Source organism: Cronobacter sp. HA18003 (assembly GCF_011605905.1).
In the GTDB taxonomy this organism is placed as follows: Bacteria; Pseudomonadota; Gammaproteobacteria; order Enterobacterales; family Enterobacteriaceae; genus Cronobacter; species Cronobacter sakazakii.
Genome location: NZ_JAANQO010000011.1, coordinates 2,066,286 through 2,089,120, shown reverse-complemented (window position 1 = coordinate 2,089,120; position 22,835 = coordinate 2,066,286). Strand labels below are relative to the sequence as shown.

Annotated in this window: 20 protein-coding genes and 1 pseudogene; 13 read left to right on the top strand and 8 right to left on the bottom strand. The window is 59.6% G+C overall.

The window, feature by feature from the left end; translation table 11 throughout:
* Positions 1-7: 7 nt before the first annotated feature.
* On the bottom strand, positions 8-199 hold the full coding sequence (locus G6041_RS10980; protein ID WP_012125569.1) for a hypothetical protein: 192 nt from the start codon (positions 197-199) through the stop codon (positions 8-10).
* Positions 200-310: 111 nt separating this feature from the next.
* On the opposite strand from G6041_RS10980, the gene G6041_RS10975 reads away from it, so the two are divergent.
* The 3 genes from G6041_RS10975 to gap all read left to right on the top strand — a co-directional run bounded on the left by G6041_RS10975 (position 311) and on the right by gap (position 2,923).
* Positions 311-607, top strand: coding sequence for a hypothetical protein (locus G6041_RS10975; protein WP_004386323.1), 297 nt, complete (start codon positions 311-313; stop codon positions 605-607).
* A gap of 246 nt (positions 608-853) precedes the next feature.
* The gene (locus G6041_RS10970; RefSeq protein WP_012125566.1) at positions 854-1,834 is read left to right on the top strand and encodes a GlxA family transcriptional regulator; all 981 of its coding nucleotides are present in this window, start codon (positions 854-856) and stop codon (positions 1,832-1,834) included.
* 78 nt (positions 1,835-1,912) lie between these two features.
* Positions 1,913-2,923 (top strand): type I glyceraldehyde-3-phosphate dehydrogenase, encoded by a 1,011-nt coding sequence (gene gap, locus G6041_RS10965; protein ID WP_007887986.1) that lies wholly within the window; start codon positions 1,913-1,915, stop codon positions 2,921-2,923.
* Between the two features lie 46 nt (positions 2,924-2,969).
* Here gap and G6041_RS10960 read toward each other — a convergent pair whose 3' ends face one another.
* Positions 2,970-3,374 (bottom strand): RidA family protein, encoded by a 405-nt coding sequence (locus G6041_RS10960; protein ID WP_007864971.1) that lies wholly within the window; start codon positions 3,372-3,374, stop codon positions 2,970-2,972.
* 142 nt (positions 3,375-3,516) lie between these two features.
* On the opposite strand from G6041_RS10960, the gene G6041_RS10955 reads away from it, so the two are divergent.
* Positions 3,517-4,104 (top strand): TetR/AcrR family transcriptional regulator, encoded by a 588-nt coding sequence (locus G6041_RS10955; RefSeq protein ID WP_012125565.1) that lies wholly within the window; start codon positions 3,517-3,519, stop codon positions 4,102-4,104.
* Positions 4,105-4,335: 231 nt separating this feature from the next.
* Here G6041_RS10955 and G6041_RS10950 read toward each other — a convergent pair whose 3' ends face one another.
* Positions 4,336-4,683 carry a DUF6404 family protein gene (locus tag G6041_RS10950; protein ID WP_012125564.1) on the bottom strand — a complete coding sequence of 116 codons (348 nt, stop codon included), beginning with the start codon at positions 4,681-4,683 and terminating at the stop codon, positions 4,336-4,338.
* 319 nt (positions 4,684-5,002) lie between these two features.
* Between G6041_RS10950 and G6041_RS10945 the strand changes: the two genes are divergently transcribed.
* Entirely contained in the window at positions 5,003-5,920 is a 918-nt protein-coding gene (locus G6041_RS10945) for an SDR family NAD(P)-dependent oxidoreductase (RefSeq protein WP_007895807.1), read from the top strand.
* A gap of 3 nt (positions 5,921-5,923) precedes the next feature.
* Here G6041_RS10945 and G6041_RS10940 read toward each other — a convergent pair whose 3' ends face one another.
* The gene (locus G6041_RS10940) at positions 5,924-7,000 is read right to left on the bottom strand and encodes a LacI family DNA-binding transcriptional regulator (protein WP_041460734.1); all 1,077 of its coding nucleotides are present in this window, start codon (positions 6,998-7,000) and stop codon (positions 5,924-5,926) included.
* Between the two features lie 245 nt (positions 7,001-7,245).
* Here G6041_RS10940 and G6041_RS10935 point away from each other — a divergent pair, with 245 nt between their 5' ends.
* From G6041_RS10935 to G6041_RS10925, 3 genes are all read left to right on the top strand, one after another.
* Positions 7,246-10,377: a beta-galactosidase gene (locus G6041_RS10935; protein WP_012125561.1), complete on the top strand. Its 3,132-nt coding sequence runs from the start codon at positions 7,246-7,248 to the stop codon at positions 10,375-10,377.
* 69 nt (positions 10,378-10,446) lie between these two features.
* A complete protein-coding gene (locus G6041_RS10930; RefSeq protein WP_012125560.1) occupies positions 10,447-11,712 on the top strand; it encodes an oligosaccharide MFS transporter in 1,266 nt (421 codons plus the stop codon).
* Between the two features lie 211 nt (positions 11,713-11,923).
* The gene (locus G6041_RS10925) at positions 11,924-13,624 is read left to right on the top strand and encodes an NAD-dependent malic enzyme (protein ID WP_041460595.1); all 1,701 of its coding nucleotides are present in this window, start codon (positions 11,924-11,926) and stop codon (positions 13,622-13,624) included.
* A gap of 51 nt (positions 13,625-13,675) precedes the next feature.
* On the opposite strand, the gene G6041_RS10920 is transcribed toward G6041_RS10925, so the two are convergent.
* Positions 13,676-13,933: a hypothetical protein gene (locus G6041_RS10920; RefSeq protein ID WP_007901720.1), complete on the bottom strand. Its 258-nt coding sequence runs from the start codon at positions 13,931-13,933 to the stop codon at positions 13,676-13,678.
* 212 nt (positions 13,934-14,145) lie between these two features.
* Between G6041_RS10920 and G6041_RS10915 the strand changes: the two genes are divergently transcribed.
* From G6041_RS10915 to G6041_RS10900, 4 genes are all read left to right on the top strand, one after another.
* Complete coding sequence (locus G6041_RS10915) at positions 14,146-16,125, top strand: PhoX family protein (RefSeq protein ID WP_054628513.1); 1,980 nt, start codon at positions 14,146-14,148, stop codon at positions 16,123-16,125.
* 241 nt (positions 16,126-16,366) lie between these two features.
* A complete protein-coding gene (locus tag G6041_RS10910; protein WP_007887807.1) occupies positions 16,367-17,389 on the top strand; it encodes a methionine ABC transporter ATP-binding protein in 1,023 nt (340 codons plus the stop codon).
* Positions 17,382-18,050, top strand: coding sequence for a methionine ABC transporter permease (locus G6041_RS10905; protein ID WP_012125557.1), 669 nt, complete (start codon positions 17,382-17,384; stop codon positions 18,048-18,050). The genes G6041_RS10910 and G6041_RS10905 overlap by 8 nt, the downstream gene beginning before the upstream one ends.
* 21 nt (positions 18,051-18,071) lie before the next feature.
* Positions 18,072-18,875, top strand: a complete 804-nt coding sequence (locus tag G6041_RS10900) for a MetQ/NlpA family ABC transporter substrate-binding protein (RefSeq protein WP_004387056.1) — start codon at positions 18,072-18,074, stop codon at positions 18,873-18,875.
* 52 nt (positions 18,876-18,927) lie between these two features.
* Here G6041_RS10900 and G6041_RS10895 read toward each other — a convergent pair.
* Both G6041_RS10895 and G6041_RS10890 read right to left on the bottom strand, forming a co-directional pair.
* Positions 18,928-20,753, bottom strand: a pseudogene (locus G6041_RS10895) (glycoside hydrolase family 15 protein).
* Between the two features lie 150 nt (positions 20,754-20,903).
* Positions 20,904-21,410 carry a phenolic acid decarboxylase gene (locus tag G6041_RS10890; protein ID WP_014729483.1) on the bottom strand — a complete coding sequence of 169 codons (507 nt, stop codon included), beginning with the start codon at positions 21,408-21,410 and terminating at the stop codon, positions 20,904-20,906.
* A gap of 99 nt (positions 21,411-21,509) precedes the next feature.
* Here G6041_RS10890 and G6041_RS10885 point away from each other — a divergent pair, with 99 nt between their 5' ends.
* Positions 21,510-22,382 carry a LysR family transcriptional regulator gene (locus tag G6041_RS10885; protein WP_012125553.1) on the top strand — a complete coding sequence of 291 codons (873 nt, stop codon included), beginning with the start codon at positions 21,510-21,512 and terminating at the stop codon, positions 22,380-22,382.
* Here the strand turns inward: G6041_RS10885 and G6041_RS10880 are convergent.
* Positions 22,360-22,827 (bottom strand): DMT family transporter, encoded by a 468-nt coding sequence (locus G6041_RS10880; protein WP_007701287.1) that lies wholly within the window; start codon positions 22,825-22,827, stop codon positions 22,360-22,362. The two genes, G6041_RS10885 and G6041_RS10880, sit on opposite strands and share 23 nt — an antisense overlap.
* Positions 22,828-22,835 lie beyond the last annotated feature (8 nt).

Below are 22,835 nucleotides of genomic sequence, written 5' to 3'. Positions count from 1 at the left end.
CGGCTTATTATTTAAATCTGATATAAGAGGGCACATATTTCATAAACCAGTACAGCACATGCACCAGCCACATAAACGTCAATACACCTGCGTGCTCGGGAACAACATAATGAAAAATAACACCGCCGAGCACAATGAAGAAAAGGGCGACGTAAGGTAAATACGGCTCAATGAAAAAGAAAATAGCTTTTTTCAGCATGACGATTTTCCTTATTTATCTCCCGTCCCGCGCTTCGGTTATTCTACACGGCTCCGGCACATTCCGCTTCCCTGTACTACCCTTTATTTTTAACCTGTTGAAGGAGGCACGATGGCACAGCCGCATCTGATCGATACCCTGGAATTTGGGCCGGAAAACGCGCCTGAGTGTAAATATGAAATCTACGGCGAGGATGACAAACAGCCGCAATACGCCACGCGGTTGGTGCGTGACGATAACGGTGAATGGCAGCCGCAGCAGGATGAGATCCGTTTTGCCGCGCAGCAGGAGCAGCAGGCCGCCAGCAGCACGATGGATTACGGTTACAGCGACGGCGCGCCGGAACTGCGTGATCTCCTGGCCGAAGCGAAAGAACACTGCGAGCGCGACTGGCAATCGCGGCAGTAACGTCAGCCCCGCTGCGCCAGCGGCGGGAATTTCCTGAAATAAAACGCGGCCTCGCGATAACATCAGCGCGCTCTGTTTCCTCTCTCACTAAAACCCGCCTCCCTTTTATTTATTGCGATTTTACTTATTCCACAAAGCGTTATCTGTGCTCAATGCCGGGCTGAGCACGCCATCACACGCTCTGAAACCGCCATACGCTTAAGCGCCTGTGTTGACTTAATTTGTATAAAGCGTATTTTTCAGGACATGAAAACTATTCTGATTATCGCCCCGGAAGGGGGCATGCTGCTGGAAGCGACCGGCATCGCCGATATCTTTACCCGGGCCAACCAGTTGCGGTCTGCGGATGCCCCTGAGCCGCACTATCAGGTGACGCTTGCCACCACCCAGCCGCATCATGTGATCCACGGTGCCTCCGGCTTTAAGCTGCTGGCTGAGCACCGCCTGTGCGATCTCGCGCCGCACACGCCTTTTGACACCATCATGGTGACGGGCCGCGGGCTGACGGAAGAAGAGGGCGACCAGGTAGCGCAGTGGCTGGCACAGGCGGCACCGTATGCCCGGCGCGTGGTCTCGGTGTGCGGCGGGGCGCTGCTGCTGGCGCAGGCTGGTCTGCTGGACGGGCGACGCGCCACCACCCACTGGCGGCTGCTTGATACGCTCGCCGCGCGTTTCCCGGCGGTGACGGTAGAGCGCGGGCCGATTTACGTGCAGGACGGCGATATCTGGACGTCGGCAGGCGTAACCTCGGGGTTTGATCTGACGCTGGCGCTGCTGGAAGAAGACGGCGGTTTTGAGCTGGCGCGCAACGTCGCGCAGGAGCTGGTGATGTATCTGCGTCGCCCCGGCGGCCAGTCGCAGTTCAGCCGCTATCTGCTGACTCAGGCGAAAACGCCTGGCCCGATCCGCGATCTCCAGGGCTGGATCCTTGAGAACCTGGCGCAGGATCTCAGCGTTGAGCGGCTGGCGGAACACGTGGCGATGAGCCCACGCAATTTCACCCGTGTCTTTACGCGCGAAACCGGCGTGTCGCCCGCCCGTTATGTGGAAGAGGCGCGCCTTGACGCCGCCCGCCAGCGCCTGGAGCAGGGGAGCGAAAGCATTGAGCAGGTCGCGACGCAGTGCGGTTTCGGCAACGGTATCAACCTGCGCCGCGTCTTTGAGCGCAATCTGCATCTCACGCCGTCCGACTATCGCGAACGCTTCTGCGTGCGCATGATGGCGTAAAGTGATCTAATCTCGTCATTTACGCCATTGGCTCTCTGTTACACACTCTCTACAGAACGTTAACAGAGGAGCTTCATCATGGTTAAAGTAGGCATTAACGGATTTGGCCGTATCGGCCGCAACGTACTACGCGCCGCGCTGGGCAATGAGGCGTTTCAGGTGGTGGCGATTAACGATCTCACCGACAGCAAAACCCTGGCGCATCTGCTGAAACATGACTCCCTGCTCGGCACGCTGCCGGCGACCGTAGAAGCGGGCGAGGGCGAGCTGAAGCTCGACGGGCGCGCCATCCGCGTCTTCTCCGAGCGCGACCCCGGCAATATTCCGTGGAGCAGCGTGGGCGTGGAAATTGTCATCGAAGCCACCGGTTTCTTTACCGACAAAGCCCAGGCCGAAGCGCATATCACCAAAGGCGGCGCGAAACGCGTCATTATTTCGGCCCCGGCGAAAAACGACGACCTGACCATCGTGATGGGCGTTAACCATGAGCAGTACGATCCGGCGCTGCACCGCGTGGTCAGCAACGGCAGCTGCACCACCAACGGTCTTGCGCCCGCAGCCCAGGTGCTGCATCAGCAGTTCGGCATTCAGCACGGCCTGATGAACACTACCCATGCCTACACCAACAGCCAGGCGCTCCACGACCAGCCGGAAAAAGATCTGCGCGGCGCGCGCGCGGCGGCGCTCTCCATCGTGCCGTACTCCAGCGGGGCGGCGAAGGCGATCGGTAAAGTGATCCCTGAACTCGATGGCCGCATGACGGGTTACTCGCTGCGCGTACCGGTGCCGGTGGTGTCGATTGTCGATCTCACCGTCACGCTCGCCCGAGATGTCACCGTGGAAGAGGTCAACGCCGCGTTTCTGAAGGCCTCTCAGGAAGGGCCACTGCAAGGCATTCTCGGCTACAGCGATGAACCGCTGGTCTCCAGCGACTACCGCGGCGACCCGCGCTCGTCCATTATCGACGGTCTCTCAACGCTGGTGATTGGCGGCAACATGGTCAAAATCCTCGCCTGGTATGATAACGAATGGGGCTTCTCAAACCGGCTGGTGGATCTGGCGCTGTTAATGGCGCGCCGCGGCCTGTAACGTGTAGTGGTTGATAAAAAGGATGGCCCTGAGCCATCCTTTTTTATTATGCGCGCCGCCCGTCCGGGATACGGGCAATCACCTTGATTTCAAAGTCAAAACCCGCCAGCCAGTTCACGCCGACGGCGGTCCAGTTCGGGTACGGCGGTGCCGGGAAAATAGCCTGTTTAACCGCCATAATGGCCGGGAACTGGCGCTCGGGATCGGTATGAAACGTGGTGACATCCACCAGATCGTCAAAGGTACAACCGGCGGCGGCGAGCGTTGCGCGCAGGTTCTCAAACGCGAGGCGTACCTGCGCTTCGAAATCCGGCTCCGGCGTGCCGTCGGCGCGGCTGCCCACCTGGCCTGAAACAAATAGCAGATCGCCGCTACGGATGGCGGCGGAATAACCGTGTTCTTCATACAGCGCATGACGGTTAGCGGGGAAGATAGGTTCGCGAGAAGTCATAGGGTGTCCTGTTAATGTTGGGCAAGAAGCCGGGTGCGCCTTGCCGGGAATTGATTTAATATACGCGGCGTATGTGAACAATCATTGCACATACGCCGCGTATGTCAATTGAAATACGTCGCGTATGTGAAAAGGAGATCCTATGGCCGCAAAACGGCGCATCGACACCATGGAAGAAAACCGCGCGAAACTCATCGCGGCGGCGCGAAAGGCGTTTGCTGAGAAAGGGTTTGCGGCGGCTTCAATGGATGAGCTCACCGCCAGCGTCGGGCTGACGCGCGGCGCGCTGTATCATAATTTCGGCGATAAAAAAGGACTGCTCGCCGCCGTGGTCGCCCAGGTGGACGGCGAGATGGCGCAGCGCGCGAAAGCGACCGCCGCAGGCGTGGAAGACCCGTGGGAAACGCTGATCGCCGAAGGCGTCGCCTATATTCGGATGGCGCTGGATGAAGAGGTGCGGCGCATTGTGCTGCTGGATGGCCCGGCGTTTCTCGGCGATCCGGCGCAGTGGCCGAGCCAGAATAGCTGCCTCGACGCCACGCGCGAGACCGTTATCAGCATGATGGCGCGCGGGATAATCAAACCGGTGGACGCCGACGCCGCCGCGCGGCTGCTGAACGGCGCGGCGCTTAATGCCGCGCTGTGGGTGGCCGCAAGCCCGGAACCGGAAGAAGCATTGCCGAAAATGATCGAGGTGTTTACGCTGCTGGCAGGCGGTCTGCGCGCCTGAGTATGAAAAAAGGATGGCCTGGTGCCATCCTTTTTTGTCAGCGAAACCGAAAGAATGGATGTATCGCAAGAGGTTTCTTTCAGGCAACACGTCACGGCTAAGCCAGCCATCATTGATTAACCGCCTGAAACAGCCTCACTAAGACAGGCGCGAAAGTGATAACGCCCATTTGGCATAAGGCGCTTTTAGCATGGCCGGGCTGTAAGCGATACTGAGCCGTTCGCAGGCCATTTACAGGTCTTTCCAGTCAGGCAAATTATTGGCCTTTTTACGCCAGCTATGAAACGCTGCCATGATTATGCCGAACAGAAGCCCACCTGCGAGGCTCCTTAATATCGCCGAGGAAGGTTGGACGCCCATTGCTTGCCATGTGAAAAACCACATAACGAGCCCCCATACAAGGCTAAACCCGAATCCCATAATTAATGTTACTTGCCAGAACGGCGCGAAAGGTAAGGGAGGGATTTTTAATCCTGACTTCCATAACAGACGCAACAGAGGAGGGGCATAGTTGCTGCGCCACATGTTTTTACTTTCCATCATGGTAAGTGCACGTTCCTTTTTTCGCTCAAAACTCATCTTTGTTCTCCCTGAATGACGCTTTATCTGTTTGTACAATTTGTATTGTGATTGCTTGCATTCACATCTGGGCTGAACCGCGCTGACTTCACCTGGTATCATAACTCAAAAGATACTGTTTAATTCCGTCCCACGCCCATACCAAATCCCTAATACCTGCCTGCCCTCAAACGAAGCCGTTTTAATTTCAGGTTCAGCTGGCGAATAACAAGCCCATCTTTTTGCGTTCTGCGCATCCCGGTCCAGACTGAAAGCTGGGCCGCGCCGCCCTTCGGGCCTGAAGCGGCGCGGCAATCTGCTGATAAAAAGAGGGGCCGCTATGTCTGAAGAACGAATGATCAACACCACTATCGTTATCACCGGGGCGTCGAGCGGTTTTGGCCGCGGGGCCGCGCTGGCGCTCGCCAAACGCGGCGCGAACGTCGTGCTGGCGGCGCGTCGGGGCGAGGCGCTGGAGGCGCTGGCGCAGGAGATAAACGCTGACAACGGCCACGCGCTGGCGGTGGAAACAGACGTCAGCCAGCCGGATCAGGTGGAGCGCCTGGCGCAGGCGGCGATCGCGCGCTTCGGGCCGATTAACGTCTGGATCAATAACGTCGGTATCGGGGCGCTCGGCTGGTTCTGGGAGATCCCGATAGCCGACCATGAGCGGCTGGTGGATGTGAACCTGAAAGGCGTGATTTACGGCGCGCACGTGGCGATGAAACATTTTATCGCCCAGGGCTTCGGCGTGCTGATTAACACCGGCTCGGTGGACAGCGAAGTGCCGCTGGCGTTTCAGTCGAGCTACGCCGCCACCAAAGCCGCCGTGCTGAGCCTCGGACGCACCATTAACGAGGAGCTGCGGCTTAACGATTACCACGACATCAAAGTGGCGACCATCATGCCGTGGGCGGTGGATACGCCGTGGTGGACGCACGCCGCCAACTATACCGGCCACGCGCCGCGCATGGCCGCGATGGATTCGCCGGAGAAAGTCATCGACGCGATGGTCAAAGCCTGCTTCAAACCGCAAGAGGAGATCCCGGTGGGCTGGAAGGCGCGCTCGTCGAATTTATCGCACCATCTTTTCCCGGATATGACGGAAAAACTCTCCGCGAAAGTGATTAACCGCTCGGTGGAAAAAGCGCAGCCGCTGGCCCCGACGACCGGCGCTATCTATACGCCGATGGCGGACACTACGACCATTGACGGCGGCATTCGCGCGCGAATGAAGCAGGAGGATAAAGCGCGCTGAGGCTCAGCACTCGCGCAGGGCTTTCACCAGGCGTGCCATTTCATCGAGCAGCCGTTCACGAGAGGCGTTGCGATCGCCCAGCGGCGCTGTGGAGCGGCGCTCGATAAAGCGGGTCGGCAGCAGGGTGGAGCCGCTCTCGCCGTGGCCCGTGAGGCGCGCCACCATGCGGCTCACCGCCTGCGCGCCCAGCCGGTTGAAATCCTGCTCGACGGTGGTAAGCGGCGGAATGAAATAGGCGCTGTCCGGCGTGTCGTCATAGCCAATCACCGACACATCCTGCGGCACGCGCAGGCCCAGTTCATCCAGCGCGCTCATGGCACCGAACGCCATCTGATCGTTCGCCACCACCAGCGCCGTGATATCGCGCCGGGTGCGGAACAGGCTCAGCGTCTGCTGCCAGGCGTCTTTCGAGCTCCAGTCGCCGTGTAAAACCGCGCAGGGGGCCAGCCCGTGCGCGCTAAGCACCTCCTGCCAGCAGGCGAGACGCATGCCGGATGCCACCGAGTGTTCTGGCCCTGCGAGCAGCGCGATGCGCTGATGGCCGCCGTTCAGCAGTAACTCCACGCTCTGGCGCGAGCCGTCGCGCGGGTCAAAGCTTACGTGAAAGACGTCGCTGTCGGCGGGTACATCGAGAAACAGGCACAGCAGATCGCTGTTGTCGTTAACGAGGCTTGCGGCCGCCTCCGCCCCGAGCGGCAGGTTGATAATGACGCCATCCACTTTCTGCGCACGCATTTCATTGAGCGAGCGTTGTAGCTCCTCCAGCGTGCCGGTTTCCAGCGTGGCGATCACCACGCTGTAGTCCGCTCGCGCGGCGTGGCTTTTAATGGCGGCGGCAATCTGCGACGGCGCATGCAGCGCCAGAGAAACGGTGATAAACCCGAGCGTGCGGGTGGCTTTCCCGGCCAGCAGTTGCGCGCTGCGGTTTGGTACAAACTGTAGAGCGTCCATGGCCTCCAGCACCCGCTGGCGTGTCGCGGGCGAAACCATCTCCGGCTTATTAAGCACGCGCGACACCGTCTGGTGCGACACCCCGGCTTTCTGCGCCACGTCATCCAGCGTGCTGAGTCGTTTTTTCATCGCCATTCCTCTGCCTGTGTGGCCTGAATCATCGGCCATGGCGCGCGATAAAGTCAATTTATGGCGTGCAATGTCGTTCGCTAACATCACTGTTGTGACGAAGATCGCAATTCACGATCCTGCATGCGCTGTGATGTGATCCAGGATCTCATTCTGCAACGCCGCCATTCGCGATCTGTCCGGTTTCCCGCCATGCTGATCCTTTATGTTAGCGCACGACATTTTATTCTTTCCAGGGAACCATCATGACAGAAAACCCCACCACGACCGCTTTTAACGAACTTCAGACGCGCCCGCTGGCGACGATCCTTGCCCGCAACGACTGGCAGAACCCGGCGATCACCAGCGTTAACCGTCTGCCGTCCCATACGCCGCTGCACGGCTGGCGCGACGCCGATCGGGCGCGCCGGGGAGAGCCATCCGACGCCGTGCTGTCGCTCGACGGCGAATGGCAGTTCAGCTTTTTCGCCAGCCCTCACCAGGTGCCGGAAGTCTGGCTGGCGGCGGATCTCAGCGACGCCCGCGCCACGCCGGTGCCGTCAAACTGGCAGATGGAAGGCTACGACACGCCGATCTACACCAACGTGCGCTACCCGATCCCGGTGAATCCGCCGTTTGTGCCGGACGACAACCCGACAGGCTGCTATTCGCGCGATATCGAGGTGCCGCAGGCGTGGCTGGAGACGGGCCGCACGCGCATTATCTTTGGCGGCGTGAATTCGGCGTTTTATCTCTGGTGTAACGGTCAGTGGGTGGGCTATTCGCAGGACAGCCGCCTGCCGGCGGAATTCGATCTTACCGGCGTGCTGCACGCGGGCCGCAACCGCCTGTGCGTGCTGGTGCTGCGCTGGTCGGACGGCACTTATCTGGAAGATCAGGATATGTGGCGCATGAGCGGCATTTTCCGCCCGGTCAGCCTGCTGCATCTCCCGGAGCAGGCGCTGGCCGATGTGCGCGTGCATACCGAGCTTGCGCCGTCGCTGCGTCACGCCACGCTGTTCAGCGAGGTGGAAGTGACGCCCGCTGCGTGCGGGCTTAGCGTGACACTCGCGCTGTGGCACGGCGAAAACGAAATCGCGAGCCAGACGCTGCCGCTCGGCTCCGCCCCGATTGATGAGCGTGGCAACTACGCCGAGCGCGTCACGCTCTCGCTTGACGTTGACAACCCGCTGCTGTGGAGCGCCGAAACGCCGCATCTGTATCGCGCGGTGGTGACGCTGCTGGATGCCGACGGCATGCCGCTGGTCTCTGAGGCGCACGACGTCGGCTTTCGTCGCGTGGAAATCAACAACGGCCTGCTGACGCTCAACGGCCAGCCGCTGCTGATCCGCGGCGTTAACCGTCACGAGCATCACCCGGAAAAAGGCCAGGCGGTGGACGAGGCGGCGATGGTGCAGGACATCCTGCTGATGAAGCAGAACAACTTCAACGCCGTGCGCTGTTCGCACTACCCCAACCAGCCGCGCTGGTATGAACTGTGCAGCCGCTACGGGCTGTACGTGGTGGACGAAGCCAATATCGAAACCCACGGCATGGAGCCGATGAGCCGTCTTTCGGACGATCCGGTGTGGCTTGGCGCGTACAGCGAGCGCGTCACGCGCATGGTGAAATGCAACCGTAACCACCCGAGCATTATTATCTGGTCGCTCGGCAATGAGTCTGGCAACGGCGCGACCCACACCGCGCTCTATAACTGGATCAAGCATCAGGACCCGACGCGCCCGGTGCAGTATGAAGGTGGCGGGGCGGATACCCGCGCGACCGACATCATCTGCCCGATGTACGCGCGCGTGGAGACCGACCAGCTGATTCCTGCGGTGCCGAAATGGTCGATCAAAAAGTGGATTTCAATGCCTGGCGAAACCCGCCCGCTGATCCTTTGTGAATACGCCCACGCGATGGGCAACAGCCTGGGGAATTTCGCTGATTACTGGGCCGCGTTCCGCCAGTATCCGCGCCTGCAGGGCGGCTTTATCTGGGACTGGGCCGACCAGGCCATTACGCGCGTCGAGCCTGACGGCAGCCGCTGGTGGGCCTACGGCGGCGATTTCGGCGACACGCCGAACGACCGTCAGTTCTGCATGAACGGGCTGGTCTTTCCGGACCGCACGCCGCACCCGGCGCTCTTTGAGGCGAAGCATCAGCAGCAGTTCTTCCAGTTCCGTCTGGTGAGTGAAAACCCGCTGCAAATCGAGGTGACCAGCGAATACCTGTTCCGCGAGAGCGACAACGAGCGCCTGCTGTGGAGCATCGAGGTGCGCGGCGAGACGCGCCTGAGCGGGGAACTGACGCTGGAGCTCGGCCCGCAGGCGTCCCGCGTGCTGACGCTCAGCGACACAGGCTTTAGCGCCCGCGCGGGCGACGAGGAAATCTGGCTGCATGTGCGCGTTGAACAGCCGCAGGCGACGCCGTGGTCGCCGGAAGGGCATCTCAGCGCCTGGGCGCAATGGCCGCTCGCCGCACCGCTCGCGCTGCCGGAGCCGGTTGCGGCAGGCGACGCGCCGCAGCTTGAGATCACCGACGCGGAATTTGTCATTCGCCACGGGTGTCAGACCTGGCGCGTGAGCCGCGCCAGCGGTCAACTGATACAGTGGAGCGACGACGGCGTGGATCAGATCCTGACGCCGCTTGCCGATCAGTTCATCCGCGCGCCGATCGATAACGATATCGGCGTCAGCGAAGTGGAACGCATCGATCCGAACGCCTGGGTGGAGCGCTGGAAAGCCGCCGGGCTGTATAACACCGAACACCGCTGCCTGGCCTGCGACGCGCAGACCACCCGCGACGGCGTGGAGATCGTCGCGCAGCACGCGTACTTCGTAAAAGGCGTGGCGGACGGCCCGGCTATTCTCAGCCGCTGGCGCATGGTGGTGGATAACCAGGGCGCGCTGCACTGCGATATCGACATCGCGCGCAGCGCCGCACTGCCGCCGCTGCCGCGCGTGGGCGTCGTCTGCCAGTTACGCGGCGGCGAAGAGACGGCAAGCTGGCTCGGCCTCGGCCCGCATGAGAACTACCCGGACCGCCTGAGCAGCGCGTGCTTCTCGCGCTGGACGCTGCCGCTTTCAGAGCTCACCACGCCGTATATTTTCCCCGGCGAAAACGGCCTGCGTTGCAACACCCGCGAGCTTAACTGGAACGGCTGGCAGGCCGAAGGCGAGTTTCATTTCTCGCTAAGCCCTTACGGCACGCGTCAGCTGATGGAAACCAGCCACTGGCATAAATTGCAGCCGGAGGCCGGGATCTGGCTGACCATTGATGGCTTCCATATGGGCGTTGGCGGCGATGATTCCTGGACACCGAGCGTGCACCCGGAATATCTGCTGACCGCGCGGGAATACCGCTACCGCTTTACCCTGCGCAGACGGCAAGGCTGACAGGGCGCGACCGCCGGGGCGCGCCCCGGCGGTTAACAACAAAAACAACCTCCACACAGAAGGTGAAAGATGAATAAGCCTGCCCTGACCCCGGTTGAAAAACAGAACTTCATATTCTTTTTGCTGTTCTTCTTTTTCTACTACTTCATTATGTCGGCCTACTTTCCGTTTTTCCCGGTGTGGCTGGCGGATGTCGCGCATCTCAGTAAAACGGATACCGGCATTGTCTTCTCGTGTATTTCGCTGTTCGCGATTATCTTCCAGCCGGTGTTTGGTCTCATCTCCGACAAGCTCGGGCTGCGCAAACATCTGCTGTGGACGATAACCGGCCTGCTGGTGCTGTTCGCGCCGTTTTTTATCTTTGTGCTCAAGCCGCTGCTGGCGTTTAACATCTGGGTTGGGGCGTTTGTCGGCGGCTGCTATCTCGGGATTGTCTTCTCAAGCGGCTCCGGCGCGGTGGAGGCGTACATTGAGCGCGTCAGCCGCGCCAATAATTTTGAATATGGCAAAGTGCGCGTCTCCGGCTGCGTGGGCTGGGCGCTGTGCGCCTCGATGACCGGCATGCTGTTTGGCGTGAACCCTAATATCATCTTCTGGGTGGCGTCGGCGTGCGCGCTGATCCTGGCGGGCGTGCTGTGGTTCTCGCGCCCGGCGGGGGAGAGCGGCAACCTGATCTCCGGCACGAAGGAGACCAGCCAGGCGTTCTCGATGAAGCTTGTCAGCGAGCTGTTCAGAATGCGCAGCTTCTGGGCGTTTATCATCTATGTGGTGGGCGTGGCGAGCGTGTATGACGTCTTTGACCAGCAGTTCGCCAACTTCTTTAAAGGCTTTTTCTCAAGCCCCGAGCGCGGCACCCAGATTTTCGGCTTCGTTACCACCGGCGGCGAGCTGCTTAACGCCACCGTGATGTTCTTCACGCCGTTTATCATCAACCGCATTGGCAGCAAAAACGCGCTGCTTATCGCGGGCGCGATTATGTCGATGCGCATTATCGGCTCGTCATTCGCCACCGCCGACTGGCAGGTGATCATCCTCAAAACGCTGCATATGTTTGAGCTGCCGTTCCTGCTGGTGGGCACGTTTAAATACATTTCCGCCGTTTTTGATCCGCGCCTTTCCGCCACGCTGTTTCTGGTGGGCTTTAATCTCTCCAAACAGCTCTCCGGCGTCGTGCTCTCCACTTGGGCGGGCCGGATGTATGACACCGTGGGCTTCCAGCAGACCTATCTGGTGCTTGGGTTGATTACGCTTGGCTTTACCGTTATCTCGTTCTTCACGCTCCAGGGCCGCCCGCGCCCGGCGCTTGAAAAATCGCCCGATTCTTCGCTGGCCTGACGGCCACACCGCTCACGGGGGAGCGCGGCTCCCCCAAATTCTTCATGATGAATAAATTGCATGGTATTGATGCGACAAATCTGTCCATTAAGGGAAGAGTGCCGGGCCGCTTTCTTATACACTATGTGCCGCTATGGTAATCCGCCCGTTCCGACGCGGCTCCCAGAAAGCCAATGGTGAGGCTTCTGCCGCGCAAAAAAGAGTAAGACAGATGGAAATCAAACACAAAAAAAACCGTTCGCTTTACATTCCCTACGCAGGCCCCGTTCTGCTGGAGTTCCCGCTGCTGAATAAAGGCAGCGCCTTCAGCATGGAGGAGCGCAGCAACTTCAACCTGCTGGGGCTGTTGCCGGAAGTGGTGGAAACCATTGAAGAGCAGGCGGAGCGCGCGTGGCGACAGTTTGAAGATTTCAAAACGGATATTGATAAACACATTTACCTGCGCAACATCCAGGACACCAACGAAACCCTGTTTTATCGCCTGCTGGAAAACCATCTTGAGGTGATGATGCCCATCATTTACACCCCGACGGTGGGCTCGGCCTGCGAACGTTTTTCCGAAATTTACCGCCGCGCCCGTGGGGTGTTCATCTCCTGGCCGAACCGCCACAACATGGACGACATCCTGCAGAACGTGCCAATCCATAACATCAAAGTGATCGTGGTGACGGACGGCGAGCGTATTCTCGGCCTCGGCGACCAGGGTATCGGCGGCATGGGCATTCCTATCGGCAAGCTGTCGCTCTACACCGCCTGCGGTGGTATCAGCCCGGCGTATACGCTGCCTATCGTGCTGGATGTCGGCACCAACAACCAGCAGTTGCTGAACGATCCACTCTATATGGGCTGGCGTCACCCGCGTATCACCGACGACGAGTATTACGCGTTCGTTGATGACTTTATCCAGGCGGTGAAACAGCGCTGGCCGAACGTGCTGTTGCAGTTTGAAGATTTCGCGCAGAAAAACGCGATGCCGCTGCTTGAGCGCTATCGCGACGAGATCTGCTGCTTTAACGATGATATTCAGGGCACCGCGGCGGTGACGCTCGGCACGCTGATTGCCGCGAGCCGCGCGGCGGGCAGCCAGCTCAGCGAGCAGAAAATCGTCTTCCTCGGCGCAGGCTCCGCCGGGTGCGGCATCGCCGAGCAGATCATCGCGTGGATGCGCACCGAAGGCGGCTTAAGCGACGAACAGGCGCGCGCCCGCGTCTTTATGGTCGACCGTTTCGGCCTGCTGACCGACAACATGCCAAACCTGCTGTCGTTCCAGTCGAAGCTGGTGCAAAAACGCGACAGCCTTAAGGGCTGGGATACGCAGAGCGATTCGATCTCGCTGCTGGATGTGGTGCGCAACGCCAAACCGGACATTCTCATCGGCGTCTCCGGCCAGACCGGGCTTTTCACCGAAGAGATTATCCGCGAGATGCACAAGCACTGCGCCCGCCCGATTGTTATGCCGCTCTCTAACCCGACCTCACGCGTCGAGGCGACGCCGCACGACATCCTGAACTGGACCGACGGCGCGGCGCTGGTGGCGACGGGCAGCCCGTTCCAGCCGGTGACGGTGAAAGAGAAAACCTACCCGATTGCGCAGTGCAACAACGCCTATATCTTCCCCGGCATCGGGCTGGGGATTATTTCGTCCGGCGCGCTGCGCGTGACCGATGAAATGATGATGGCGGCGAGTGAAGCGCTGGCCTCGCATTCGCCGCTGGTCAATACCGGCAGCGGCCTGGTGCTGCCGCCGCTGACGGATATTCAGCAGGTGTCGAAGGATATCGCGTTTGCGGTAGGCAAAATGGCGCAGCAGCAGGGTGTGGCGGTGAAAACCTCCGCCGAGGCGCTGTTACAGGCCATTGAGGAAAACTTCTGGCTGCCGGAATACCGCAGCTACCGCCGCACCTCTATCTGATGCGGCTTCACGCTGGCGCGCCTGCGCCAGCGTCTCTTCCCGTTGTTTGTTTCATCTGCCCCAGCGCGCCCACAGCGTTCTGCCCGCCACGGTCGTTATCAGCGAACAGATAACCGACACCACCGCCAGTTCAATAAAATAGGCGTTAAAGTCATCCAGGAAAGGCACCACGTTCACCACGGCGGCGACGTCGCGTAGCTCGGCGGTATGCAGCAGTGCGAAAAGCACCGGCGGGATATTCAGAAAGAAAAAAATAAACAGCAGGCAAAAGATAATGGATTCAAGGGTGTTGGCCGGGGTGACTCTCATTGACGCGCTCGGTTCTGAATAAAGGACAACCCCGACGACGCCTGTCGCCGCGGGGTCTGGCCTCGCATCATACCTGAAACCGCGCCCCGACCACAGGTGATTTTATCGCCGTTTTTTTATGACAATTGTTATATTTCTGTAACACACTTTCCGTAGCCTCACGTGCATAAAAATGATTCCCCTTGAAATCGATATTTCGAAAGGAAACCGCAATGGGCAGACCGTTAAAAACCTTATTCAAACGTGAGCATAGTGAAGAGATCAGCAACCCGAGCGATAACCGCGCGTTTTCGCAGGTCGCGGAAGTCTATTTGTCGCGCCGCCGCCTGTTACAGGCAGGCGCGGTCGCCGGTGCCGCGGCGGCGTTTCCGTTTCTGCTGAAACCGGAAAACGCGCTGGCGAAAGCGGTCTCGAACGCGAGCGGCAATCTCGGCAAAGCCACGGCGCTCGGTTTCACCAGTCTGCCGGTTTCCACGGAAGATACCGTTATCGTGCCGGAAGGCTACATTGCGAAGCCCTTCTACAAATGGGGCGACGCCACCGGGCTTGCCGGGAATCTGCCGGTTTTTAAAACCGACGGCAGCAATACCACGGAAGAGCAGGCGGCGCAGGCCGGGATGCACCACGACGGCATGGCGTGGTTTAGCCTGCCGCAGGGCGGGAACAGCGCCGATCACGGCCTGCTCGCCATGAACCATGAATACATCGATAACGGTCTGCTGTTTAAGGATGGTGACGCCAACTGGAGCGCCGACAAAGCGCTGAAAGGCCAGAACGCGATGGGCGTGTCGGTTATCGAAGTGAAAAAAGCGGCCCAGGGCTGGGAAGTGGTGCGCCCGTCCTCTTTCGCGCGCCGCATCACCGTGAACACGCCGATGAAAATCACCGGCCCGGCGCTGCACAACCCGCTGATGCAAACGGCTGACGATCCGAAAGGCGAAACCATTCTCGGCACCATGCAGAACTGCGCCAACGGCTTTACGCCGTGGGGCACCTACCTGACGTGCGAAGAGAACTGGTCCGATATTTTCGTGAAAAAAGCGGAGATGAACCCGCTGGAAAAACGTTACGGCATCAGCGACAGCGACGACTCCTACCGCTGGAACGAAGTGGATAAGCGCTTCAGCGTCGACGCCACGCCGAACGAGCCGAACCGCTTCGGCTGGGTGGTGGAAATCGACCCGTACGATCCGCATTCGGTGCCGCGCAAGCACACCGCGCTTGGCCGCATCAAGCACGAAGGCGCGGCGGTGACGCTCGCGCCGGATAACCGCGTTGTTGTCTATATGGGCGATGACCAGAAATTCGAATACATCTATAAATTTGTCTCGGAAGGCAAATTCAACCCGCAGGATCGCAAAGCTAACATGCACCTGCTGGAGAAAGGCACGCTGTATGTGGCGAAATTTAACGACGACGGCAAAGGCGAGTGGCTGCCGCTGGTGTTCGGCCAGAACGGGCTCGACGCCAGCAAAGGCTTTGAAAACCAGGGCGACCTGCTGATCAAAACCCGTCTGGCGGCAGACGCCGTGGGCGCCACCAAAATGGACCGCCCGGAGTGGATTGCGGTCGATCCGTACCACACCGGCAGCGTTTACTGCACGCTCACCAACAACAGCGATCGCGGCAAGGAAGGCAAAGCGCCGGTGGATGCGGCCAACCCGCGCGCCAAAAACGTTTACGGCCACATCATGCACTGGCTGGAGGAGAACGGCGACCCGACCGCGCTGGCGTTTGCCTGGGATATTCTGGTGATGGGCGGTCGCACCGATACCGACAAACCGGAAGCCAAAGGCAGCATGAAGGGCGCGGAATTCGGCAGCGCCGACGGCCTGAGCTTCGATCACCGCGGCGTGCTGTGGATCCAGACCGATGTGTCGTCATCGACCATCAACCGCAAAGATTACGAAGGTATGGGCAACAACCAGATGGTGGCGACGATCCCCGGCACCAACGAGTTCCGCCGCTTCCTGACCGGCCCGCGCGGCTGCGAAATTACCGGCATCGCGTTCACGCCGGATAACCGGACGCTGTTTATTAACATCCAGCACCCTGGCGAGCCGGGCGAAGGGCTGAGCGATCCGCAGCATCCGACGGCGGTGTCAAGCTGGCCCGACGGCGATAAAGCCGGCCGTCCGCGCTCCTCGACCGTCGTTATCGTGAAAGCCGATGGCGGCATGATCGGCACCTGATTTCTGCTTCATCCGTCATTAAAAACGCAGGCGCGGTTAGCCTGCGTTTTTTTATTAGAAAGCCCCGTCAGGCCGCGCGCTGACTTCCTTCACAGCTTTGTGGTGCGGTTTAGAATCATCTGTTATATAACATTCTCTTTTATTCATGTTTACATTCAGGCCTTTCGGTATATTCCTCCAGGATAAGACTGAAAGTCAGAAAGCCTGCGCCTCGCGCGCCGCTGAAGGAAAGTAAAACCTTATGATAGTTTTAAGGAACATCTCGAAGCTGTTTCATCAGGGTAAGGACACCATTACGGCGGTAGATGACGTCAACCTGGAAGTCGAGCGGGGACAAATCTACGGCATCATCGGCTATAGCGGCGCGGGGAAAAGCACCCTGATTCGCCTGTTAAATGGCCTCGAAAAACCGACGTCCGGCAGCGTGACCGTGGCGGGTAAAGAGATTTCCGCCGCGCGCGGCGAATCGCTTCGTCAGGCACGCCTGAAAATCAGCATGGTGTTCCAGCACTTTAATCTGCTCTGGTCGCGTACCGTCAGTGAAAATATCGCCTTTTCGATGCAGATCGCGGGCGTGCCGAAAGCGGAAATCAAAACCCGCGTGGCGGAGCTTATCGATCTGGTCGGGCTGAAAGGGCGCGAAAACGCTTATCCGTCGCGCCTGTCCGGCGGGCAGAAACAGCGCGTCGGCATCGCCCGCGCGCTCGCCAACCGCCCGGATGTGTTGCTGTGCGACGAAGCCACCTCGGCGCTCGACCCGCAAACCACCGATCAAATCCTCGATCTGCTCCAGGACATTAACCGCCGCTTCGGGCTCACCATTGTGCTGATCACCCATGAGATGCATGTGGTGCGCAAGATTTGCGATCGCGTGGCGGTGATGGAAAACGGCCGCGTGGTGGAAGAGGGCGACGTGTTGCAGGTCTTCACCCATCCGCAGCAGCCCATTACACGCCAGTTTGTGCGCCAGATTAGCCAGGAAGGGGCCGACGACGCGTTCGACCCGACGCTTGCGGGCGAGCTTAACGGCGCGGTGATTAAACTGACGTTTGTCGGGCACAGCACCCACCAGCCGGTCGTTGGCGAGCTGACGCTGCGCTACGGTCTGCCTTTTAATATTCTGCACGGCAAAATGACCCAGACCGCCCACGGCGTGTTTGGTCAGCTCTGGCTGCATGTGGTGGCGACGCCGGAACAGCTTGAGAATATCCTCGCCGATTTACGCCTGCATGAGATCCACTGCGAGGTTATCAAACATGCTTGAGTCCCTGTTTCCCCATCTGAAGATTGACCAGCTCCTGGCCGCCACCCAGGAGACGCTCTACATGACCGCGCTCTCGGGCGTCGCCACCTTTGTGCTCGGCATTGTGCTGGGGCTGGCGCTGTTCTTAACGGCGCGCGGCGGGCTGTTTGAAAACCGCCTGGTCTATGGCGTTATCTCCATCGTGGTGAACGTGTTCCGTTCCATCCCGTTCATCATTTTGATAGTGCTGCTGATCCCATTTACCAAAACGATTATCGGCACCATTCTCGGCGCGAACGCCGCGCTGCCGGCGCTGATTGTCGGGGCCGCGCCGTTCTACGCGCGTCTGGTGGAGATTGGCCTGCGCGAAGTCGATAAAGGCGTGATTGAAGCCACCCGCTCGATGGGCGCGCGCATAAGCACGCTGATTTTCCGCGTACTGCTGCCGGAATCGTCCCCGGCGCTGGTGTCGGGAATTACCGTCACCCTGATTGCGCTGGTGAGCTACAGCGCGATGGCCGGGGTGATTGGCGCAGGCGGGCTTGGAAATCTCGCTTATCTGGAAGGATTCCAGCGTAACCATAACGACGTCACGCTGGTGGCGACGGTCGCGATACTGGTGATCGTCTTCATCATTCAGTTCATCGGTGACGCCTTAACCTCTTATTTAGATAAACGCTAACAACAACAGAGAACACACATCATGAAAAGAGTACTGACGCTGATTGCCGCCGCCACCCTGAGCGTTTCCGCCTGGGCCGACACCCTGACCGTGGGCGCGTCCAACGTGCCGCACGCGGAAATTCTGGAGCAGGCGAAGCCGATTCTGGCTAAGCAGGGCATCGATCTGGAAATCCGCCCGTTCCAGGATTACATCCTGCCGAACACGGCGCTGGCGAGCCGCGACATCGACGCGAACTATTTCCAGCACATCCCGTATCTGAACAGCGTGCTGAAAGATCACGCCGACGATAAAACCTATGATTTCGTGAGCGCGGGCGCGATTCACATCGAGCCTATCGGCATCTACTCCAAAAAATACAAATCCCTGAAAGATCTGCCGGAAGGCGGCAAAGTCATCATGCGTGACGCCGTGGCGGAAGAGGGCCGTATCCTCTCTATTTTCGAGCGTGAAGGCGTCATCAAGCTGAAGCCGGGCGTGAACAAAGTGGACGCGCGCATCAGCGATATCGTTGAGAACCCGAAAAAGCTCAACTTCCTGCCGAACGTGGAAGGTTCTCTGTTGCCGCAGATGTATAACAATGACGAAGGCGACGCGGTGGTGATTAACGCCAACTACGCCATCGACGCGGGCCTCGACCCGGTGAAAGATCCGATCGCGGTGGAAAGCGGCGAGAACAACCCGTACGCCAACATCATCACCGTGCATAAAGGCGACGAGAAGAAAAAAGATATCGTGGCGCTGGTGAACGTGCTGCACTCCAAACAGATTCAGGACTGGATCCGCACCAAATATAAAGGCGCGGTTATTCCGGTGAATAACTGATTGGCTATAAATAAAAAAGGGAGCTTGGCTCCCTTTTTTATTATTGATGGGCTTAAATCCTGTGCCCCGGATTGTCGCAGGCCAGCGCATTGGCGGCGCAGATAAGCGACAGATGGCTTAAGCCGAGCGGCATGTTGCCGCGCCAGCCGCCGGTGCGGGTGTCGTACATCTCATTAAAGATCTGCACGTTGCCGCTCTGACACAGGGTATCAAGAATCTCTTTCATCTCCTCCTGCGCCTGGTTGCGCTTTTCAGCTCCGCCAGCGCCTCGACGCGCCAGAAGGCGCAGGCCACAAAGGTGCTTTCTTCCACCTCGACGCCCGAATAGCGGTAGAGCATCGGGCTGTTATGGCCGAGTTCCTGATAGATCGCCTCAAGTGTGGATAGCATCCGCTTGCGGTTAATTTTGCTGCCGTAATAGTGGGTGAGGCTGATGGCGGCGTCGAGCGTCTCGCTGCCCGCGTAGAAGGTGTACGCCTGGCGGCTCTCGCTCCAGCAGTGCGTTTCAATCCACTCGCTGATGCGGTCGCGCTCGCGCGCCCAGCGGCCTTTCCATGTCGGCTCGATATGACCAATCTCCGCCAGCGCCACGGCCTGATCGAGCGCCAGCCAGCAGGCCATTTTCGAGTGCGTATAGTGACGCTCCTCGGGCAACTCCCAGATGCCGGAATCGGGCAGCCGCCAGCGATCGGCGCAGCGGTTCGCCAGATGGCCGAGCAGGCGCGAGGTGGCGAGATCGAGCACGTGCCCCATCTCAACGAACAGCCGCGCGGTGCCGAGCAGATCGCCATACATGCTCGGCTGAAACTGATCGCGCGCGTTATTGCCGACCCGCATCGGCTGCGTGCCCTGATAGCCTTCGAGCTGCGGGTAGCGCTCCTCCGGCACCAGCCCGCCTTCCAGCGTATAGCAGGCGCGCAGGTGGCCGTCGTGGCGGATAATCGTCGAGGTAAGCCAGGAAAACGCCGCCTTACAATCTTCAAGCGATCCCAGATAGACAAACGATTTGATAATCAGGCAGGCGTCGCGCACCCACGCGTAGCGGTAGTCATAATTTTTCTCCTTGCCGATGCCCTCCGGCAGTGACGTGGTGGCGGATGCCGCCAGCGCCCCGGTCGGCGCGTACCAGAGGAATTTGAGCGCCAGCGCCGAGCGCTTCACGTGATGCTCAAACGGGCCGTTCCAGCAGAGATTCTCCGCCCAGTCGCGCCAGGCGTGGTCGCTGGTTTCAATGCGCTGGTCGATTTTCTCAAGCGGCGGCACCGCCAGCGGCTCCTTTTCGGTCGCCACCAGTGCTATCAGCGAGCGCGAGCCGGGAGAGGTGGTGAGCGTGCCGCGCATGCCCGTATCGTCGCAGTAGTCGGTTTGCACATCATCCGTACAGCGCACGGCGACCATTAAATCGTCGAGATGGAAAATCGTTTTCTCCTGCACGTGATCCAGCCACGGCGAACAGGTGCGGGCGCGCGTGCCGGGCTTAAAAACCACGTTCAGACGCACATGGCCCTTAATGCCTTCAACGCGGCGCGCCATCTCGCTCCAGGGCAGGCGGCCTGCGAACGTACTGTTGATGGATTCGGTAATCAGCACCTCGCCGGAGGCGGTTTTATAGCGCGTCTCCAGCACGTTGCTGTTCTCACGATAACTGCGCGACATCTCCCACTCGTCTTCGGGCGTCAGCGCGAAGTAGCCGCCTAGGGGCGCGTCGAGAATGCGGTCAAACAGCGGCGGCGAATCGAGATTCGGCACGCACCACCAGTCGATTGCGCCGTCCGGCGCGATAAGCGCCACCGAGCGGCCTTCGCCGATAACGGCGTAATCGCCGAGGCCCGCGTAGCCGTTCTCGCGCGCGGGGGAGCGGTAGGTCTTATTTTTCACAGGCAGAATAATCCTTTCTCTGAACAGGCGCGGGCACCGGCGACGAAACGGTAGTGCCTTAAGCGTAGACCATGAGAGCGCGGTCACAGTTTGACCAGAGAAGGGCGGTGAAAAAACGGCCCGCCGGGTGGCAGGCCGTAAGGGGCAGGATTAACGCAGGTTGTTCGGGAAATCCGCGGGCAGTTCGCTTGCCGGGCAGGCGATGACGCTTTCGTCATTGGCACCGCAGTCGCGCACAAATGTGATGGTGGCGAATTCGTCGATCACTTCGGTCGGGTAAGCCGGGCCAGCTTCGCGGTAGGCTTCCATCTGTTCAATATGCTCGTTCTGGAAGCAAACCGTTTTCTTCGGATCGTTCATCACCCAGCGCGGGAAGAAAATCGTGCCGTGGAACAGACGGTCGCCGAGGTTAGCAATCAGGCTCACGTCGGTGCCGGTCGGTTCGGTCCAGGAGACTTTATAGGTGTTTTCACCCACGCGGACGATATAAACGCGCTGATCTTTCACCCAGCGGTTGCCGACGATGCCGCTGTGGATGCGGTAGTCGATGGTGTTGTCGTTTTTAATGTACAGCTCGTAGTTCCAGCCGTTGTCGTAGGTGTAGACCAGATGTTTACCCACAAAACCGCTTAAATCGTGTTTGTCGAAGTGACTCATTGTTGGCCTCCTTTGTTTCGTTGTGTACAGCATAGGCCTTTATTTTTTTAATGAATAACGCTAATTTTGCATAAAATTGATTCAAAATTTCGATGAGTTATGCATAAAACAACGCTGGAACAATGGGCTTTACTGGACAAAGTGGTCGAGGAAGGCAGCTTCGCCCGTGCGGCGGAAAGCACGCACCGCAGCCAGTCGTCGGTGAGTTACAACCTGGCGCTGCTACAGGAGCGGATCGGCGTGGCGCTGCTCGAAACCCAGGGCCGCCGCGCGGTGCTGACGCCCGCAGGCGAACTGCTGCTGGCGCAGGTGCGCCCGCTGCTCAGCGCCTTTAGCTGGGTGGAGGCGCATGCCGCGACGCTTCGCGACGGCGTGCGCACCCGCATCGATCTGGTGGTGGACAACATTTTTCCGCGCGAGACGCTGTTTGCTATCCTGCGCGAGTTTCAGCGCCAGCATCCGTCCACGCAGGTGCAACTGACTGAAGTGCTGGAGAGCCAGAGCGACGTTATCGCCGCGCATTCCAGCGCCGATCTGCTGGTGCTCTCGCGCCGTGAAGACAGCCTCGGGCGCGGCGAATGGCTGATGAACGTGAATTTTGTGGCGGTGGCGCACCGCGATCATCCGCTGGCGCAGATGCCGGGGCCGATTGGCGATGAAGCGCTCGGGCGTTTCGCCCGCATCCGGCTTGCAGGCGGGCAAACCCAAAGCCCCGGCGGCGCGCCGGAGCAGTGGGTTTTCTCAACGGTGGATGCGGCTATCGAAGCGGTGATGCATCAGGTGGGGTACGGCTGGCTACCGGAGGCGCGGATCGCCGGGCCGCTCTCGCAGGGGCTGCTGCGCGCGCTACCGCTCGCTCACGGCGCGCGGCGTGCAACACCGCTGCATCTGATGGTGAAAAAAGATTTACAGGTGCCGGATGCCGCCGTCAGCACGCTGATAGCCCTGTTCAGCCGTCTGTGCGAGGCGTAGCGGTGCGCCGGTTGCCAAGATAAATCAGCGCCAGCGCGACGGCGAGACAGAGCACCGCGCCAAGACGGCTTAGCGAGAACGGGATAGCCGCGTTGCCGAGCCAGCCGAAATTATCGATAAGCATACTCATGGCGAGCTGGCCGAAAATCACCGCCACCGTCGCGACCGCGGTGCCGATGCGCTGCACCGCCAGCACCATAATCACGATATACGGCACGCCGCACAGCGCGCCGGTGAGCTGCCACTTCGGCACGTCCAGAAGCGATGTCGCATGCGGCGGCTCAAAAAAGAAAATCAGCAGCGCGCAGACCAGCGCCCCCACCGAGAATGTCAGAAAGGCGCAGCGGAACACGCCGACTTTGCCGCCGAGCTGGCCGTTGATCGCCGCCTGAATACTCAGCAGCGCGCCGCCAAGAATGGCGAGAATAATCATGATTGTCGTCATTATGGTTC

Bases quoted from the DNA above. Each gene is read 5' to 3' on its own strand.
- G6041_RS10980 (WP_012125569.1), bottom strand. From the start codon at position 199: ATGCTGAAAAAAGCTATTTTCTTTTTCATTGAGCCGTATTTACCTTAC.
- G6041_RS10975 (WP_004386323.1), top strand. From the start codon at position 311: ATGGCACAGCCGCATCTGATCGATACCCTGGAATTTGGGCCGGAAAAC.
- G6041_RS10970 (WP_012125566.1), top strand. From the start codon at position 854: ATGAAAACTATTCTGATTATCGCCCCGGAAGGGGGCATGCTGCTGGAA.
- gap (WP_007887986.1), top strand. From the start codon at position 1,913: ATGGTTAAAGTAGGCATTAACGGATTTGGCCGTATCGGCCGCAACGTA.
- G6041_RS10960 (WP_007864971.1), bottom strand. From the start codon at position 3,374: ATGACTTCTCGCGAACCTATCTTCCCCGCTAACCGTCATGCGCTGTAT.
- G6041_RS10955 (WP_012125565.1), top strand. From the start codon at position 3,517: ATGGCCGCAAAACGGCGCATCGACACCATGGAAGAAAACCGCGCGAAA.
- G6041_RS10950 (WP_012125564.1), bottom strand. From the start codon at position 4,683: ATGAGTTTTGAGCGAAAAAAGGAACGTGCACTTACCATGATGGAAAGT.
- G6041_RS10945 (WP_007895807.1), top strand. From the start codon at position 5,003: ATGTCTGAAGAACGAATGATCAACACCACTATCGTTATCACCGGGGCG.
- G6041_RS10940 (WP_041460734.1), bottom strand. From the start codon at position 7,000: ATGAAAAAACGACTCAGCACGCTGGATGACGTGGCGCAGAAAGCCGGG.
- G6041_RS10935 (WP_012125561.1), top strand. From the start codon at position 7,246: ATGACAGAAAACCCCACCACGACCGCTTTTAACGAACTTCAGACGCGC.
- G6041_RS10930 (WP_012125560.1), top strand. From the start codon at position 10,447: ATGAATAAGCCTGCCCTGACCCCGGTTGAAAAACAGAACTTCATATTC.
- G6041_RS10925 (WP_041460595.1), top strand. From the start codon at position 11,924: ATGGAAATCAAACACAAAAAAAACCGTTCGCTTTACATTCCCTACGCA.
- G6041_RS10920 (WP_007901720.1), bottom strand. From the start codon at position 13,933: ATGAGAGTCACCCCGGCCAACACCCTTGAATCCATTATCTTTTGCCTG.
- G6041_RS10915 (WP_054628513.1), top strand. From the start codon at position 14,146: ATGGGCAGACCGTTAAAAACCTTATTCAAACGTGAGCATAGTGAAGAG.
- G6041_RS10910 (WP_007887807.1), top strand. From the start codon at position 16,367: ATGATAGTTTTAAGGAACATCTCGAAGCTGTTTCATCAGGGTAAGGAC.
- G6041_RS10905 (WP_012125557.1), top strand. From the start codon at position 17,382: ATGCTTGAGTCCCTGTTTCCCCATCTGAAGATTGACCAGCTCCTGGCC.
- G6041_RS10900 (WP_004387056.1), top strand. From the start codon at position 18,072: ATGAAAAGAGTACTGACGCTGATTGCCGCCGCCACCCTGAGCGTTTCC.
- G6041_RS10890 (WP_014729483.1), bottom strand. From the start codon at position 21,410: ATGAGTCACTTCGACAAACACGATTTAAGCGGTTTTGTGGGTAAACAT.
- G6041_RS10885 (WP_012125553.1), top strand. From the start codon at position 21,510: ATGCATAAAACAACGCTGGAACAATGGGCTTTACTGGACAAAGTGGTC.
- G6041_RS10880 (WP_007701287.1), bottom strand. From the start codon at position 22,827: ATGACGACAATCATGATTATTCTCGCCATTCTTGGCGGCGCGCTGCTG.